General features: G+C 64.4%; 15 protein-coding genes, 1 tRNA gene and 1 riboswitch. Of the genes, 12 read left to right on the forward strand and 4 right to left on the reverse strand.

From position 1 onward, the window contains the following. The first annotated feature begins 1 nt into the window (after position 1). The 11 genes from betB (at position 2) to MNR02_RS12555 (ending at position 10813) form a co-directional block, all read left to right on the forward strand. On the forward strand, positions 2-1465 hold the full coding sequence (gene betB, locus MNR02_RS12505; protein WP_241947011.1) for a betaine-aldehyde dehydrogenase: 1464 nt from the start codon (positions 2-4) through the stop codon (positions 1463-1465). 156 nt (positions 1466-1621) lie between these two features. Continuing rightward, positions 1622-3274 (forward strand): choline dehydrogenase, encoded by a 1653-nt coding sequence (betA, locus tag MNR02_RS12510; protein ID WP_241947012.1) that lies wholly within the window; start codon positions 1622-1624, stop codon positions 3272-3274. Between the two features lie 82 nt (positions 3275-3356). After that, positions 3357-4718, forward strand: coding sequence for a chloride channel protein (locus MNR02_RS12515; RefSeq protein ID WP_241947013.1), 1362 nt, complete (start codon positions 3357-3359; stop codon positions 4716-4718). A 235-nt stretch (positions 4719-4953) separates the two neighbouring features. Continuing rightward, entirely contained in the window at positions 4954-5706 is a 753-nt protein-coding gene (locus MNR02_RS12520; protein ID WP_241947014.1) for a phosphoadenylyl-sulfate reductase, read from the forward strand. A gap of 47 nt (positions 5707-5753) precedes the next feature. Then, positions 5754-6707: a sulfate adenylyltransferase subunit CysD gene (gene cysD, locus MNR02_RS12525; protein WP_241947015.1), complete on the forward strand. Its 954-nt coding sequence runs from the start codon at positions 5754-5756 to the stop codon at positions 6705-6707. A 1-nt stretch (position 6708) separates the two neighbouring features. Beyond that, positions 6709-8196, forward strand: coding sequence for a sulfate adenylyltransferase subunit CysN (gene cysN / locus MNR02_RS12530; protein ID WP_241947016.1), 1488 nt, complete (start codon positions 6709-6711; stop codon positions 8194-8196). A gap of 548 nt (positions 8197-8744) precedes the next feature. Beyond that, positions 8745-8821: transfer RNA gene (locus MNR02_RS12535), tRNA-Pro, on the forward strand. A 132-nt stretch (positions 8822-8953) separates the two neighbouring features. Next, complete coding sequence (locus MNR02_RS12540; RefSeq protein ID WP_241597627.1) at positions 8954-9112, forward strand: hypothetical protein; 159 nt, start codon at positions 8954-8956, stop codon at positions 9110-9112. 45 nt (positions 9113-9157) lie between these two features. Next, positions 9158-9442: a putative quinol monooxygenase gene (locus tag MNR02_RS12545; protein ID WP_241597630.1), complete on the forward strand. Its 285-nt coding sequence runs from the start codon at positions 9158-9160 to the stop codon at positions 9440-9442. Between the two features lie 222 nt (positions 9443-9664). Beyond that, positions 9665-10000: a hypothetical protein gene (locus MNR02_RS12550; RefSeq protein WP_241597634.1), complete on the forward strand. Its 336-nt coding sequence runs from the start codon at positions 9665-9667 to the stop codon at positions 9998-10000. 69 nt (positions 10001-10069) lie between these two features. Beyond that, a complete protein-coding gene (locus tag MNR02_RS12555) occupies positions 10070-10813 on the forward strand; it encodes a class I SAM-dependent methyltransferase (protein WP_241947017.1) in 744 nt (247 codons plus the stop codon). Between the two features lie 15 nt (positions 10814-10828). On the opposite strand, the gene MNR02_RS12560 is transcribed toward MNR02_RS12555, so the two are convergent. Further along, entirely contained in the window at positions 10829-11533 is a 705-nt protein-coding gene (locus tag MNR02_RS12560; RefSeq protein ID WP_241597640.1) for an SDR family oxidoreductase, read from the reverse strand. Between the two features lie 174 nt (positions 11534-11707). Here MNR02_RS12560 and MNR02_RS12565 point away from each other — a divergent pair, with 174 nt between their 5' ends. Continuing rightward, on the forward strand, positions 11708-12334 hold the full coding sequence (locus MNR02_RS12565; protein WP_241947018.1) for a histidine phosphatase family protein: 627 nt from the start codon (positions 11708-11710) through the stop codon (positions 12332-12334). A gap of 4 nt (positions 12335-12338) precedes the next feature. Here MNR02_RS12565 and MNR02_RS12570 read toward each other — a convergent pair whose 3' ends face one another. The 3 genes from MNR02_RS12570 to nrdF form a co-directional block, all read right to left on the reverse strand. Next, complete coding sequence (locus MNR02_RS12570) at positions 12339-13421, reverse strand: hypothetical protein (protein WP_241947019.1); 1083 nt, start codon at positions 13419-13421, stop codon at positions 12339-12341. Positions 13422-13537: 116 nt separating this feature from the next. After that, complete coding sequence (gene fdhA, locus MNR02_RS12575; RefSeq protein WP_241947020.1) at positions 13538-14728, reverse strand: formaldehyde dehydrogenase, glutathione-independent; 1191 nt, start codon at positions 14726-14728, stop codon at positions 13538-13540. 179 nt (positions 14729-14907) lie between these two features. Further along, positions 14908-15110, reverse strand: a riboswitch (cobalamin riboswitch). 82 nt (positions 15111-15192) lie between these two features. After that, positions 15193-16182, reverse strand: coding sequence for a class 1b ribonucleoside-diphosphate reductase subunit beta (nrdF, locus tag MNR02_RS12580; protein WP_241947021.1), 990 nt, complete (start codon positions 16180-16182; stop codon positions 15193-15195). Positions 16183-16192: the final 10 nt, after the last annotated feature.

A 16192-nucleotide genomic window follows, 5' to 3' on the forward strand; every position in this document is an offset into this window, starting at 1 on the left:
CATGAGAGCCCAACCGAAAGCCTCGCACTTCATTGATGGCGAATATATCGAGGATGCCGCCGGCACGCCCTTCGAGAGCATCTATCCTGCCACCGGCGAGGTGATCGCCAGGCTGCATGCGGCAACGCCCGCCATCGTCGAGAAGGCCATTGCGTCGGCCAGGCGCGCCCAGAAGGAATGGGCTGCGATGAGCCCGACGGCGCGCGGCCGCATCCTCAAGCGCGCCGCCGAGATCATGCGCGAGAGGAACCGCGAACTCTCGGAACTCGAAACGCTCGACACCGGCAAGCCGATCCAGGAAACCATCGTCGCCGACCCGACCTCCGGGGCGGATGCCTTCGAATTCTTCGGCGGCATCGCGGCGGCGGGCCTCAACGGCGATTACATCCCCCTCGGCCAGGATTTCGCCTTCACCAAGCGCGTGCCGCTGGGCGTGTGCGTCGGAATCGGCGCCTGGAACTATCCGCAGCAGATCGCCTGCTGGAAGGGCGCACCGGCGCTCGTCTGCGGCAATGCCATGGTCTTCAAGCCTTCGGAGAACACGCCGCTCGGCGCGCTGAAGATCGCCGAGATCCTGATCGAAGCCGGCCTGCCGAAGGGGCTCTACAACGTCATCCAAGGCGACCGTTCGACCGGGCCGCTGCTCGTCAACCACAAGGACGTCGCCAAGGTCTCGCTGACCGGCTCCGTGCCGACGGGCAAGAAGGTGGCGGGGGCTGCGGCTTCCGACCTCAAGCACGTGACGATGGAGCTCGGCGGCAAGTCGCCGCTCATCGTCTTCGACGATGCCGATCTCGAAAGCGCCATCGGCGGCGCCATGCTCGGCAACTTCTATTCGACAGGACAGGTCTGCTCGAACGGCACCCGCGTCTTCGTGCAGAAGGGTATCAAGCAGCAGTTCCTGACGCGCCTGAAAGAGCGCACGGAAAAGATCGTCATCGGCGATCCCCTGGACGAAGCGACCCAGCTCGGCCCGATGGTCTCGAAGGCGCAGCGTGACAAGGTTCTCGACTATATCGAAAAGGGCAAGGCCGAGGGCGCGACGCTCGTCACCGGCGGCGGCATTCCGAACGACGTTTCGGCCGAAGGCACCTATATCCAGCCGACCGTCTTCGCCGACGTCACCGACGACATGACCATCGCGCGCGAAGAGATCTTCGGGCCGGTCATGTGCGTGCTCGACTTCGATCATGAAGACGAGGTGATCGAACGCGGCAATGCCACGGAGTTCGGCCTGTCCGGCGGCGTCTTCACGTCCGACATCACCCGCGCCCACCGCGTCGTCGACCAGCTGGAGGCCGGCACGCTGTGGATCAACACCTACAACCTCGCCCCCGTGGAAATCCCCTTCGGCGGCTCCAAGCAATCCGGCTTCGGGCGGGAGAACTCGCTCGCCGCGCTGGAACATTATTCGGAGCTGAAGACGGTTTACGTGTCGATGGGCAAGGTCGAGGCGCCGTATTGAGATAGCAGATCCCCCCTCATCCGCCCTTCGGGCACCTTCTCCCCAGGGGGAGAAGGGACGAAAGCGGTGCGACAATAGCCTTCTCCCCCTCGGGGAGAAGGTGGCGGCAGCCGGATGAGGGGGCTTGCCGAACGCGAGAATTCTAGGGGCTCAACCATGCAGAACGCAGACTATATCATCATCGGGTCCGGCTCGGCCGGTTCGGCCATTGCCTACCGGCTTTCGGAAGATGGCAAGCATACGGTCATGGTGCTGGAATATGGCGGCTCGGATATCGGGCCGTTCATCCAGATGCCGGCGGCGCTCGCATGGCCGATGAGCATGAAGCGCTATAACTGGGGTTATCTCTCCGAGCCCGAGCCCAACCTCAACAACCGGCGCATCACAGCGCCGCGCGGCAAGGTCATGGGCGGGTCGTCCTCCATCAATGGGCTCGTCTATGTGCGCGGCCATGCGGAGGACTTCAACCGCTGGGAAGAGCTGGGCGCGCGCGGCTGGGCCTATGCGGACGTGCTGCCCTACTACAAGCGCATGGAGACCTCGCATGGCGGCGAGACCGGCTGGCGCGGCACCGACGGGCCGCTGCACGTTCAGCGCGGTCCCATGACAAACCCGCTGTTCCACGCCTTCATCCAGGCGGGCCAGCAGGCCGGCTTCGAAATGACCGAGGATTACAACGGCTCCAAGCAGGAGGGCTTCGGCCTGATGGAGCAGACGATCCACAACGGCCGGCGCTGGTCGGCGGCCAATGCCTATCTGCGGCCCGCCATGAAGCGGCCGAACGTTTCGCTGGTGCGGTGCTTCGCGCGCAAGATCGTCATCGAGAACGGCCGCGCCGTCGGCGTCGAGATCGAGCGTGGCGGCGTGGTCGAGGTGGTGCGGGCCAACAAGGAGGTCATCGTCTCTGCCTCCTCCTTCAACTCGCCCAAGCTGCTCATGCTCTCCGGCATCGGCCCGGCGCAGCACCTGAAGGATATGGGCATCGAAGTGAAGGTCGACCGGCCGGGCGTCGGCGCCAACCTTCAGGACCATATGGAATTCTATTTCCAGCAGATTTCCACCAAGCCGGTTTCGCTCTATTCCTGGCTGCCATGGTTCTGGCAGGGCGTGGCGGGCGCGCAGTGGCTATTGTCCAAGGGCGGGCTCGGCGCCTCCAACCAGTTCGAGGCCTGCGCCTTCCTGCGTTCGGCGGCGGGGCTGAAGCAACCTGATATCCAGTATCACTTCCTGCCCGTCGCCATCTCCTACGACGGTAAGGCGGCGGCCAAGAGCCACGGCTTCCAGGTGCATGTCGGCTACAACCTGTCGAAATCGCGTGGCAACGTGACGCTCAGGTCCGCCGATCCGATGGCGGATCCGGTCATCCGCTTCAACTATATGAGCCACGAGGAAGACTGGGCGAAGTTCCGCCACTGCGTGCGCCTGACCCGCGAGATCTTCAGCCAGAAGGCCTTCGACGATTACCGTGGACCGGAAATCCAGCCGGGCGAGAAGGTGCAGACCGACGACGAGATCGACGCGTTCCTGCGCGAGCATCTGGAAAGCGCCTATCACCCCTGCGGCACCTGCCGGATGGGCGAGGCAAGCGACCCGATGGCGGTGGTGGATCCGGAAACCCGCGTTATCGGCATCGACGGTCTGCGCGTGGCTGACAGCTCAATCTTCCCGCATGTGACCTACGGCAACCTCAACGCCCCGTCGATCATGACCGGCGAAAAGGCGGCCGACCACATCCTCGGCCGCCAGCCGCTCGCCCGTTCCAACCAGGAACCCTGGGTCAACCCCCGCGCGGCGGTCAGCGACCGGTAAAGGCCGCATCGTTGGGACCAGATGCGGGAAAATTTGTTCTCGCGTCTTGTCCCCCGTGTGACGGACGTGACAGTGTGCCGCCATGTCGCGATATTACAGCAAATCGAAACTCCTGCGCCGCGGCCGCGCGATGTGGGGTTCCTATCAGGTTTGGCGCATGCGCCTGGTGTTCTGGCTGGGCGCTCTGGCTATCGGGGCCGTCAGCGTCGGCTTTGCACGGCTTGCCGATGTCGCCCAACATCTGTTCAGCACCGCGCGCACAGCCGGGGAATGGACCTTCCTGCTGCCGCTTGTCATCACGCCGCTCGGCTTCGTGCTTTGCGCCTGGCTGGCCATGCAGTTCTTTCCGAACGCGCAGGGCAGCGGCATTCCGCAGGCGATCGCCGCGCGGCATCTGCATGATCGTGAAGACCGCGCGCGGCTGCTCAATCTCAAACTCGCCGTCGGCAAGATCGTGCTGACGATCACTGGGCTCTTGTCGGGCGCCTCCATCGGTCGCGAAGGGCCGACTGTTCAGGTCGGTGCCTCGATCATGCTGCAGGCGGCGCGGTGGGGCGGTGTCGAGCAGGCCCGTGGGCTGATTCTCGCCGGTTCGGCGGCGGGCATTGCGGCAGCGTTCAACACGCCGCTCGCCGGAATCGTCTTCGCCATTGAGGAAATGAGCCGCAGCTACGAATCGCGCACCAATGGCGCGGTGCTGACCGCGGTGATCCTCGCCGGCATCGCCGCGCTCGGCCTCAACGGCAATTATACCTATTTCGGCGGCGCACCATCCACCACACTGCACGCCTCCGATTGGTGGATGGTCATGATCTGCGGAATCGGCGGGGGGCTTATCGGGGCGATCTTCAGCACGGCGGCGCTGCGCGGCGCGCGGCGCATCAAGCGCTGGGCGCAGCCCGATATCCGCCGCCGCATGCTGATGCTCGCCGGCGCAAGCGGGCTTGCCATCGCGCTGCTCGGCATCCTGTCTTCCGGTGCGACCTTCGGCACGGGCTACGAGCAGGCACGCGCAGCCGTGGAAGGCACGGCCCCCTCGCCCTTCTTCTTCCTTGAGAAGCTTGCCGCCACCTTCATTTCCATGATGTCGGGTATTCCCGGTGGCATTTTTGCCCCCTCGCTTTCCGTCGGCGCCGGTTTCGGCAGCACCGTGGCAACCTTGCTGGGCGCCAGCATATCGCTGGGCGCGCTCGTCGGCATGGCCGGCTATTTCGCCGGCGTGGTCCAGGCGCCCATGACGGCGTTCGTCATCATCCTGGAAATGTCGGACAGCCGGGAGAGCGTCATCGCGTTGATGGCCGCCTCCATGCTCGGTTACATCGCCGCACGGTTCATCTCATCCGAGCCGCTGTATCACGGTCTGTCTCGCGCCTTCATTGCCGACTCGATCCGCGCCAACCGCGCAAACCAGCGGGCCGATGTCGAGCGGGCACCCGCACGGTGACGGCCGCATCCTCATCGCAGGCCCAACTATAGTCTCGCGCAACCATAATTTTCTACTATTTATGTAGAATATAAAGAAATAAAGCGCTTTCCGAGGCGGTGCGGCAGTATTTCTTCTCTTCTTGGCGAATGGAGAGATATTTGCTCCTGCGCAGACTTTTGAGAAACCTGTTTTGCTGTCTCGGCGTCCCTGCTCCTGCGATAATCCGTCAACTCTTCGCAAAGGCATGGACGCAATGACTGCTCTCACCGGAAACGGGACCGCGCAGGCCCTTAATGACAAACTTGCAAGCCTCGATCTTGCCGGACGGCTTGCGCTGGTCGCCGAGCTGGGCGGCCGCGCCGTATTCACCACCAGTCTCGGCATCGAGGATCAGGTCATCACCGCGGTAATCGGCACCGAGCGGCTTGCCATCGATGTCGTGACGCTGGAGACGGGGCGTCTCTTCAAGGAAACCGTCGATCTCATCGACGAGACCGAGGGCCAGTACGGCATCACCATCGCCCGCTACGTTCCCGCACAGGACGATATCGACGCCTATGCGGCGAAGTATGGTCTTAACGGCTTCTACGATAGCGTCGAAGCCCGCCACGCCTGTTGCGGCGTGCGCAAGCTGAAGCCGCTTGCGCGCGCACTCGAAGGGGCATCCTTCTGGATCACCGGCCTGCGCCGCGGCCAGTCCGGCAACCGCGCGGACACGCCCTTCGCCGAATTCGATGCCGATCGCAATCTCATCAAGATCAATCCGCTGGCGGATTGGGACATCGACCGCATCAAGGCTTATGTCGCCGACAACGCCGTGCCGGTGAACCCGATGCACAACCGCGGCTATCCCTCCATCGGCTGCGAGCCCTGTACGCGCGCCATCAAGCCCGGCGAGCCCGAGCGTGCCGGCCGCTGGTGGTGGGAAAACGACGAGAAGCGCGAATGCGGCCTGCACGTCCACGAGGCCACCGCATCCACCATCCCGGCCCCGAGCGCCGCCTGACAGACACCCGCCCTCCCAAGGCGCCCCATCCGGAGTTTAGAATTTCCATGTCCGACATCCGTAACGAGGCGGAAGCGAAGCAGAACGCAACGCACAAGCCGCCGCTCGATCCGCACCTCAAGGCGCTGGAAAACGAAGCGATTCATATCTTCCGCGAGGTCGCTGCCGAATTCGAGCGCCCCGTTATGCTCTATTCCATCGGCAAGGACAGTTCCGTCCTGCTACATCTGGCGCGCAAGGCCTTCTATCCCGGCCGCGTGCCCTTCCCGCTGCTGCACGTCAACACCGGCTGGAAGTTCGCCGAGATGATTGCCTTCCGCGACAACATCGTGAAGGAATACGATCTCGACCTGATCGAGCACATCAATCCGCGCGGCGCGGCCGAGAACGTAACGCCCTTCACGCATGGTTCGGCTCTCTATACCGACATCATGAAGACGGAATCGCTGCGCCAGGCGCTGGACGCCGGCAAATACGATGCCGCCTTTGGCGGTGCGCGCCGCGACGAGGAAGCCTCGCGCGCCAAGGAGCGCATCTACTCGTTCCGTACGCCCGATCATCGCTGGGATCCGCGCAACCAGCGCCCGGAACTGTGGAACGTCTATAACGGCATGATCCGGCAGGGCGAAAGCGTGCGCGCCTTTCCGCTCTCCAACTGGACCGAGGTCGATATCTGGCGCTACATCCAGGCCGAGGACATCCCGATCGTCCCGCTCTACTTCGCGAAGAAGCGCCCCTATGTGGAGCGCGACGGCATGATGATCATGGCCGAGGATCCCCGCATGGAACTGCTGCCCGGCGAAGTGCGCCAGGAAGGCGTCATACGCTTCCGCACGCTCGGCTGCTTCCCGCTGACCGGCGCCATCCGCTCCAACGCCACCACGCTCGACGACATCATTGCCGAGCTGGAGACGGCCACCGTCTCCGAACGCCAGGGCCGCGCGATCGACCGCGACCAGTCCGGCTCCATGGAAAAGAAGAAACGCGAAGGGTATTTCTGAGATGACCGTTTCCGCCACCGCAACCGCCGAAGCGCTTCCGCTCGAAGCGCCGGTCGCTGAACAGGCCCGCGCGATCCGCGATTCCCGCCCGCTTCGCCTCATCACCTGTGGCTCGGTCGACGACGGCAAGTCGACGCTGATCGGCCGCCTGCTCTGGGACACCAAGGCCGTCAAGGAAGACCAGGCCGCGACGCTGCACCGCGACAGCGGCAAGCAGAACGATCTCGGCCTGCCCGATTTCGCGCTGCTGCTGGACGGTCTCCAGGCCGAGCGTGAACAGGGCATCACCATCGACGTGGCCTATCGCTACTTCTCGACGGACCGTCGCTCGTTCATCGTCGCCGACACCCCCGGCCACGAACAATATACCCGCAACATGGCCACCGGCGCCTCCACGGCGGACCTTGCTGTGCTCTTGGTCGATGCCCGCGCCGGCATTCTCGAGCAGACCCGCCGTCACGCCACCATCGCCTCGCTGATGGGCATCCGGCAGTTCGTGCTCGCCGTCAACAAGATCGACCTGACGAACTACGACCGCGCCCGCTTCCTGGAAATCGTGCACGATTTCAAGGAATTCGCGCTCACGCTCGGGGTCAAGCAGATCACCGCCATCCCGATGTCGGCGCTGAAGGGCGAGAACGTCGTCTATGACGGCCGTGCCGCCATGCCCTGGTACGACGGGCCGACGCTCGTCGAGACGCTGGAAAAGGCCACGACCCGCTCCAACCAGACGGTCGGCTTCCGCCTGCCGGTGCAGCGCGTCTCGCGCCCGGGCGAAAGCTTCCGCGGCTATCAGGGCACGGTCGCCGGCGGTTCGGTGAAGCCGGGCGATTCCGTGGTGATCCTGCCGTCCGGTATGGTCGCCAACGTCACCAAGATCGTGACCTTCGACCTCGTGCGCAACGCGGCCGTCGCGGGCGATGCCATCACGCTCGTGCTCGACCGGCAGGTCGACGTGTCGCGCGGCGACATGATCGTCGCCATCGACAGCCAGCCGATGACCGGCCGCGGCTTCGACGCCCAGATCGTGGCGCTGCAACCCGACCGCATCGAGCCGGGCAAGCGCTACTGGCTGAAGAGCGGCTCACGCCGCCAGCGCGTACTCATCGAGCCGGTGAGCCAGCTCGACCTGAAGACCTCGAAGTGGGGCACCGCCGAACGTCTCGGCATGAACGCCATCGGCAAGGTTCATCTCACCTTCGACGAACAGGCGATCTTCGACACCTACGAGCAGAACCGCACGACCGGCGCCTTCATCCTGATCGACCCCGACACCAACAACACGGTGGCCGGCGGCATGATCACGGGGCGGCGCTCGGAACTGGGCGGCATCCACAAGGACGACCAGCGCGTGCTGCTCTCCCTGCCCGCCGATCTTGCTGAAAAGATCATGGCCAGCGAACTCTTCGCAAGCCGCCGCCAGGATGTGGACATTCGCCACACCACCGTCGGCCGCGCGGCGGAAATCCTTGGCGATCTGGACGAATAGTCCGGCATCGCATGGCGATACGAAAGCGGCGCCCCTCGGGCGCCGCTTTTCGTTTTGGCCGTTGCCACATGTGGCATCTAAAAAGAAAGGCACCCTTCGCCAGCAAGCCTGGTTCGAGGGTGCCTTTCATGATCCGGAATGGCCTGCCGCCTTGCAGGCAGCCGATCCGAAAATCCTCAGAAGAAGAAGTACCAGATCAGCAGGACTGCGAAGAGCGGAACGCCCATCAACCAGAGAATAAAAGCGCGAGCCATGGTTGTTTCCTTTCCTTTATTGCGTTGAACAGGAAATGCGCGTTGCGCGATTTTGTTCCACCAGCGGCGGGTACAAGTGCTTGCAAAGGCCAGCCACGCACGCCGGCTTTTCCGTTTCGCGACACGCGTGAGCCGTACCGCGCGAAAGGCGTAAACGCCCTCCCCGGCCTGCGGTCCGAGGCTTCGCGAAAAAAATCCCGCGGCGTCCCGGGGCTTTCCCCAACATCGCGGATTTTTTTGAACTTTTCCGCTTGTCGAACGGCTGAGCCTGTTCTATAGAGGCGCCGCTGGTCACGGAGTGTAGCGCAGTCTGGTAGCGCACCACGTTCGGGACGTGGGGGTCGAGTGTTCGAATCACTCCACTCCGACCAGCTGAAACTGCTAGAAGATCAGGCGGTTGAATGTTTCCCGAAACCCTTTCGAGATTGCGATGATAGCCGCGGCGGTTGCCGAGGTTTTCCCGGATTGTTATCGTGCGGCGAACGCATGAATCGGGAGCGTGGATGACGCGTCAGACGATAGCAACCGCACTGCTTTGCGTTTCGGCGGCCGGTATCGGTCTTGCCCTGCTCGCCTTCGTGATCGGCCTCTTCCCTTGGAGCCTGGCGCTGCTGGCGGTCATCGGGCTGGTGACGGCCAGCCATCTCTTTGCCAAGCGTTGACGACCGCGCCGCATTCAATGCCCTCACCGTAAATGGATTGCCAATATGCTGAAAGTGATTGCCCAGGACTTCATCAAGCCCGAGGCGCTGGAGATCGTTCGCCCGCTTTACCAGGAGCTGGTTGCGCTGACGCGGCAGGAGCCGCTTTGCATCAGCTACGACCTGCATGTCGACCAAAAGGATCCCGGCCATTTCGTCTTCATCGAAACCTGGCCAGACCGCGCCGCGCTGGACGCCCATTGCGCGACGGAACACTTCCGGCGGCTGGTGCCGCAGATCAATGCCCATCAGCGCGCCGAATGCACCTTTATCCTGATGGACGATTTCTGAGACGTCGGTTCCCTACGGTTCGGGCCATGACGCCGCTTGGCGCCCGGCCGGCGGTTGCATCCCACTGTTGCAAATCCGCACGTATCCCGCCCCATGTCCGGGGATGACCACAAACTTGGCGCGGGAGTGATTCCCCTTTTGCGAGCACTGCGCTATGGCGAAATCAGGGGCCCGTCCCGAGTCACCGGGAACGGCTGAACGAAGTCCAAGGAAATGGCACATATGAACTCCCGCATCGCACTCCTGGCAGGCCTGGCGCTTGCCCTTACCGCATGCACCACCGTCAGCGTTCCGACGAACCCGCTGCAAGCGCGCTGGAACGGCAAGACCGCCGGCAGCTTCTTCGCGGCTTATGGCCCTCCGCTTTCCGACACGAGCGCGGGCGGCACGACGCTTTACAAGTGGCGCGGCGGCTTCTCGAAGGGCCGGTCCTGCTCCGTCGAGCTGACCGTGAACGACGCCTACCGGATCACCAATATCCGTGCGATCGCCGACCGCGTCGATCCGAAGGGCGGCCCGAGCCACTGCGAAACCGTGCTCGACGCCGCGCAGAAATGATGGGCGGCTGACACAGCAGAAATGACAAGGCCATGCGGCGACGCATGGCCTTTTTTCATGGAGGAAGACATGGAAGACCGCCTTTACCACGACCCTGCCCTTGCCGATTTCTACGATCTCGAAAACGGCTGGGACCGGTCTGAGGACTTCACCTTCTGCCAGACACTCGCCGCCGAGGCTGACAGCGTGCTCGACCTTGGCTGCGGCACGGGGGAACTGGCGGTCGCGCTGTCCGGCAACAGGATGGTCGTCGGGGTCGACCCGGCACCCGCCATGCTGGAAATCGCACGCGCCAAGCCGGGTGCGGCGCGTGTCGAATTCATCGAGGGAGATGCGCGCACGCTGCGGCTTGGGCGGCGCTTCGCGCTGGTCATGCTGACGGGGCACGCCTTCCAGGTGTTCCTCACGCAGGAGGATCGGCGTGCGGCGCTTACCACCATCGCCGCGCATCTGGCCCCCGGCGGCCGCTTCATCTTCGACAGCCGCGAGCCCGCCTGCCGGGAATGGGAGGAATGGGGCCCGGACGAATCGCGACGCCGCCTCGCGCATCCCCGGTTCGGCGCCGTGCAGGCGTGGAACGATGCGGCTTTCGACGACGAGACCGGCGTCGTGACCTATGAAACGCATTACGAGATCGAGCAGACCGGCCAGCGCCTGTCCGCCGCCTCGCGCATCGCTTTTCCAACCAGGGAAGAGCTGGAGAGGCTGATTGGAGAAGCCGGTCTTCGGGTCGAGCGCTGGTATGGCGACTGGCAGGGCGCAGCCTGGACGCCCGGCGCGCGCGAGCTCATACCGCTCGGCACGCTTGCCTGACGCCCCGGCGTTCCGTCAGACGGAGCGCGTCAGCCCACCATCGACGCGGATGTTCTGGCCCGTGATGTAGCCGGCACCCTCCGAGGCGAGGAAGGCGACGGTCGCAGCAATCTCCTCGCTCGTGCCGTAGCGCTTCATCGGCACGCTCTCGCGCCGCTCCTCCGTGCCCGGCAGGCTGTCGATCCAGCCCGGCAACACATTGTTGATGCGGATATTGTCGGCCGCATAGGTGTCAGCGAAGATCTTCGTATAGGCGGCAAGCCCGGCGCGGAAGACGGCTGAGGTCGGGAACATCGACGACGGCTCGAAGGCCCAGGCAGTGGAGATATTGACGATCGATCCGGACTTCTGCGCCTTCATGACGGGCGCGACCAGCCGCACGGGCCGCACGACGTTCATGAGATAGACGTCCATGCCCTTGTGCCAGTCCTCGTCGGTGATGGCTGTGATCTCGGCGCGGGGGCCATGGCCCGCGCTGTTGACCAGCACGTCGATGCGGCCGAAGGTCGAGACGGCAAGGTCGATGAGCCGCTTGAGATCGTCGTTGGACTGGTTGGACCCGGTGACGCCTATACCGCCCAGTTCGGCGGCCAGCGCCTCGCCCTTGCCGGAAGAAGACAGGATGGCCACCTTGAAGCCATCTGCCGCCAGCCGCCGTGCCGAGGCCGCGCCCATGCCGCTGCCACCGGCAGTAATCACCGCTACCTTGTTCTCGCTCATGCCTGTCTCCCGTCTTCGAATGAGAACCGTTGATAGCATCTTCCGCCCTCGCGCGCGAAGCACCTTCCGTCGCCGGCCTGCCGCAAATGCGATTTTCAAAGCCGCTTGGCCACCGGCGCCGATGCGACTATCAATCGAAAAACCGAGCGCCCCTGCCATGGAGCATGACAGATCGTGACGACGCCAGAAGACGCGCCCGCAGCGCGAGCGAGCCGGGCAACCCGCATCACCCTGCTGTGCCGCGGCGCCACCGCTGCCAACCGGCAGGCGCGGTTCTCAGCCGGTGATAGCCTCCTGCCGAAGGAGCCGGCCCGCGCGGCGGCGCTTGCCAAGAGCTTGCGGCCCTTCGACCGGGTGTTCTGCGCGCCGGAAGCCTCTGCGGCCGAAACGGCAGCGGCCTTTTCCGCCGCACCGATCCCCTACCCGGCGCTGCGCGATGTCGATTATGGTTCATGGAACGGACAGACCGCAGACGAGATCGCGGAGCGGTTTCCAGAGGCACTGCGGCACTGGATGACCGATCCGGCCGCGGCACCGCATGGCGGGGAAAGCTTCGAGACGGCGGCCACACGCGCCACGGGCTGGCTCAACGGCCTGCATGGCACGGGCGGGCGCATCCTTGCCGTGACCCACGGCATCCCGCTTAAGCTGGTTTTCGCGCATGTTGTGGGCGCACCGCTGACGGCGGTCTGGCGTATCGATGTAGAGCCGCTCGGCTTTCTCGACCTGTCGAGCGATGGACGCCGCTGGGCGCTGCGCGGTTTCGGCGCGGGCCTGCCCGCAGTTGACGACGGCGTTTGACGGCTCAGCCCGTCGCGGCGAGCGGCAGGAACGACACGACGGCGCCGGTCTCCGCGTGGCCGGGCGCGTCTTCGTCCGCCGCAATACCCTCCACGCCCCTGTCGAGAACGGCGCGCCATTGCGAAATCAGTTCGAGATAGGAGCCGCCGCCGAAGCGCCGGGCCATCCTGTCCTGCTGGCGCAGCGTGATGCGTACCGTCGCACGGCTGAACCGATCCGTGTGGGAGAGGAAGGATTCCGGTTCCACCCGCCGCGCCAGCCCATCCAGCACCGCCTTGCGCAGGATGGGCAGGTCCGGGCGCGCGAACTGCGAAAAGAGATCCTGGAAGCGCGCATGGTCGTCGATGTCGAAATCGAGATCGCGCCCCAGGCTGTCCATGACAGGATTGGCGGGATGCAGATAGCCGAGCGGCACATGGTACTTCGGGATCGGCGTGTTGGCCGAATGGGTGCGCCGCGAGCGGATGAGGTGCGGCAGGAGATGTGTGTGCGGCCCCGGCGGTGAGACGCCGCCGGTATCCGGGCCGCCGATCTTCTGGAACACCTCGATGCGGCCGAGTCGGGTCAGCGCCACGCGGTGCGGATGCGCCTTCATGATGGCCGCCGTCGCCGGATTGTGCGGATCGAACAGGCTGCGGCCGATCTGCGCGCGCAGGATGGCGAGCAGCGCGGGATCGTCGGTGCGGATACAGAAATCGCATTGCGGCAGGGCAAGGCCGAGATCGAAGAGGATGGCCGCCCGGTCCGTCACGCGCACAGCTTCCGTATCAGGGCCGAGTTCGGTCAGCGCCTTGCGACCGTTCATCGCCGCGTCTCGCTGCGGCAGGCACAGCGCCACACCATGACTCCAGCGCTGCGGCCGGCAGCTCAGCGCCTCGTAGGCGAAGGGCACGATCTGCCCGACCGTATCGGCATCGAGCCGGATGGCGCCGCGCGGTGTGGCGCGGACGAAAAGCGAGGGAGCATCGGCCTGCAGATACTCGCCCGGATCCTGGTGGAATTCCGCAACGGCGCCATACGACCCCATGCTCCACCCTGCCCGCCGGTCGATGAGATGATCGATCAGGACATCCCTGATATCCGCCATGGTTTCCTCCCTCTCGAATGAACGCCGCGAACCCGGCTTCGGAAAGCGAGGCCGCGACGTTGCATCGGTTTGGACCGCGCCGGCCGTCTACAGGCGGCCGGCGCGGTACCGGTTTTTCAGGCGGCCTTGAGCAGGTCGCCGTGCGGGTCGAGCACGAACTTCGTCGCCGCGCCCTGGTCGAAGCTCTCGTAGCCCTGCACGGCATCGTCGAGCGCGATGATCTTCGCGTTGACGATATCGGCGATGGGCAGGCGGTCGTGCAGGATGGCCTGCATGAGCTGCCGGTTGTACTTGAGAACAGGCGTCTGGCCGGTGTGGAAGGACTGCGCCTTCGCCCAGCCGAGGCCGAAGCGCAGCGACAGGCTGCCCTCCTTGGCCGCGCTGTCGACGGCGCCCGGATCTTCCGTGACATAGAGGCCGGGAATGCCGATCGAGCCGGCGGCGCGGGTGATCTCCATCATCTGGTTCAGCACGATGGCCGGCTGCTCGCCGCCCGCATGGCCACGGGCCTCGAAGCCGACGGCATCGATGGCGCTGTCCACCTCGTTCGTTCCAACGACCTCGGCGATCATGTCACCAAGGCGGTCGCTCTTGGAAAGGTCGATCGGCTCGAAGCCCACCCGGGCGGCGTGCGCCAGACGGTCCTTGTTGAAATCGCCGATCATCACGACCGCTGCGCCGAGAATGCGGGCGGATGCGGCCGCCGCAAGCCCGACCGGGCCGGCACCCGCCACATAGACTGTCGAGCCGACGCCGACACCGGCCTTCACCGCGCCGTGGAAGCCCGTCGGCAGAATGTCGGACAGCATGGTAAGGTCGCGGATCTTCGACATGGCCTTGTCGCGATCCGGGAACTTCAACAGATTGAAGTCGGCATAGGGGATCGTGACGTAACGGGCCTGGCCGCCGATCCAGCCGCCCATGTCGACATAGCCATAGGCACCGCCCGCACGCGACGGATTGACGGTGAGGCATACGCCGGTGTCCTGCGACTTGCAGCAACGGCAGCGCCCGCAGGCTACGTTGAACGGCACCGAGACGATGTCGCCGATCTGCAGCATCTCGACGTCGATGCCCTTCTCGATGACCTCGCCGGTGATCTCGTGGCCGAGGACGAGGCCGGGCATGGCCGTCGTGCGGCCGCGCACCATGTGCTGGTCGGAGCCGCAGATATTCGTCGAGATCACCTTGAGGATCACGCCGTGTTCGATACGGCGGCCGTCGGGGGCCTCCAGCTTCGGGTCGTCGATGTCGCGGACCTCGACCTTGCCGGGTCGCATATAGACGACGCCTCTGTTCCTGCTCATGTCTGTCTCCTCCTGGGTTTTGCCTCGTCCGGCCCGCCAAGCGCGCGCCGGATCCTCTCGGAACGATCGCGCAGGCCAACGGGCTGAGCGCGGAGCGTCGCTCGACGAAGGATGGAGAGGAGAAGGAAACGGGCCCTTCGAGAGGACGCCGTTCACCTCTTGATCGCCCACCGCAATCGGCCGAGTCATCGTTTCAGGGCTGGTTTCCGGGCTTCGGAACTGTCCTTTCGGACGCTGCCGGCACCTTCCCGGCCGACTGGCCAGTGGTGTTTGCCGGAGCTTTCGTTCCGCTACCGTTGCGGGGGCAGCACCGGCATTCGACCGGCTTCCCAATTATCCGTCCCGACATGGTCGGGACGGCACCCTGTACGCACCCAGCAAACCATCTGGCGGGCCAAAGGACCCTCGGGAATACGACATCGACGGCACCCCGAACGACATGCCGTTGAAGGACATCCCAAGGCTCAGAAATCCCAGTCGTCGTCCTCGGTCGCGACCGCTTTGCCGATGACATAGGACGAACCGGAGCCGGAGAAGAAGTCGTGGTTTTCATCGGCATTCGGCGACAGCGCCGAGAGGATCGCCGGATTGACCTTGCAGGCTTCCGGCGGGAACAGCGCCTCGTAGCCGAGGTTCATCAGCGCCTTGTTGCCATTGTAGTGCAGGAACTTCTTGACGTCCTCGCTGAGGCCGACGCCGTCATAGAGCTCTTCGGTATAGCGGGCCTCGTTGTCATAGAGCTCCAGCAGCAGATCGAAGGCAAAGTCCTTGATTTCCTGCTGCTTGTCAGCGCTCAAGCGCTCGACGGCGCGCTGGAACTTGTAGCCGATATAATAGCCGTGCACGGCCTCGTCGCGGATGATGAGGCGGATCATGTCGGCGGTGTTGGTGAGCTTGGCGCGGCTCGACCAGTACATCGGCAGATAGAAGCCGGAATAGAACAGGAAGCTTTCCAGGAAGACGGAGGCGACCTTCTTCTTCAAGGGATCGCCGGAATCGTACTGCTCCATGATCAGCGCCGATTTCCGTTGCAGGAACTCGTTTTCCTCCGACCAGCGATAGGCGTCGTCCACATCGGGCGTCAGGCAGAGCGTCGAGAAGATCGAGGAATAGGAGCGCGCGTGCACGGCCTCCATGAAGGAGATGTTGGAAAGAACCGCTTCCTCATGCGGCGTGGCCGAATCCTCCATCAGCCTGACGGAGCCGACGCCGTTCTGGATCGTGTCGAGCAGGGTAAGCCCGGTGAAGACGCGGATGGTGAGCTTCTGCTCTTCCGGCTTCAGCGTCGCCCAGGAGGGAATGTCGTTGGACAACGGCACCTTTTCCGGCAGCCAGAAATTGCCGGTCAGGCGGTTCCAGACCTCCAGGTCCTTGTCGTCCTCGATGCGGTTCCAGTTGATGGCGCGCACGGCGGCGGCAGCCTTTGGCGCCTTGGTCTTCACTTGGATATTCATGGTCTTCCCC

Origin of the sequence: Shinella sp. H4-D48, assembly GCF_022637395.1 — a bacterium.
GTDB classification, from domain to species: domain Bacteria; phylum Pseudomonadota; class Alphaproteobacteria; order Rhizobiales; family Rhizobiaceae; genus Shinella; species Shinella sedimenti.

Excerpts from the sequence above, each read along its gene's own strand:
- betB (WP_241947011.1), top strand. The coding sequence starts at position 2 with ATGAGAGCCCAACCGAAAGCCTCGCACTTCATTGATGGCGAATATATC.
- betA (WP_241947012.1), top strand. The coding sequence starts at position 1,622 with ATGCAGAACGCAGACTATATCATCATCGGGTCCGGCTCGGCCGGTTCG.
- MNR02_RS12515 (WP_241947013.1), top strand. The coding sequence starts at position 3,357 with ATGTCGCGATATTACAGCAAATCGAAACTCCTGCGCCGCGGCCGCGCG.
- MNR02_RS12520 (WP_241947014.1), top strand. The coding sequence starts at position 4,954 with ATGACTGCTCTCACCGGAAACGGGACCGCGCAGGCCCTTAATGACAAA.
- cysD (WP_241947015.1), top strand. The coding sequence starts at position 5,754 with ATGTCCGACATCCGTAACGAGGCGGAAGCGAAGCAGAACGCAACGCAC.
- cysN (WP_241947016.1), top strand. The coding sequence starts at position 6,709 with ATGACCGTTTCCGCCACCGCAACCGCCGAAGCGCTTCCGCTCGAAGCG.
- MNR02_RS12540 (WP_241597627.1), top strand. The coding sequence starts at position 8,954 with ATGACGCGTCAGACGATAGCAACCGCACTGCTTTGCGTTTCGGCGGCC.
- MNR02_RS12545 (WP_241597630.1), top strand. The coding sequence starts at position 9,158 with ATGCTGAAAGTGATTGCCCAGGACTTCATCAAGCCCGAGGCGCTGGAG.
- MNR02_RS12550 (WP_241597634.1), top strand. The coding sequence starts at position 9,665 with ATGAACTCCCGCATCGCACTCCTGGCAGGCCTGGCGCTTGCCCTTACC.
- MNR02_RS12555 (WP_241947017.1), top strand. The coding sequence starts at position 10,070 with ATGGAAGACCGCCTTTACCACGACCCTGCCCTTGCCGATTTCTACGAT.
- MNR02_RS12560 (WP_241597640.1), bottom strand. The coding sequence starts at position 11,533 with ATGAGCGAGAACAAGGTAGCGGTGATTACTGCCGGTGGCAGCGGCATG.
- MNR02_RS12570 (WP_241947019.1), bottom strand. The coding sequence starts at position 13,421 with ATGGCGGATATCAGGGATGTCCTGATCGATCATCTCATCGACCGGCGG.
- fdhA (WP_241947020.1), bottom strand. The coding sequence starts at position 14,728 with ATGAGCAGGAACAGAGGCGTCGTCTATATGCGACCCGGCAAGGTCGAG.
- nrdF (WP_241947021.1), bottom strand. The coding sequence starts at position 16,182 with ATGAATATCCAAGTGAAGACCAAGGCGCCAAAGGCTGCCGCCGCCGTG.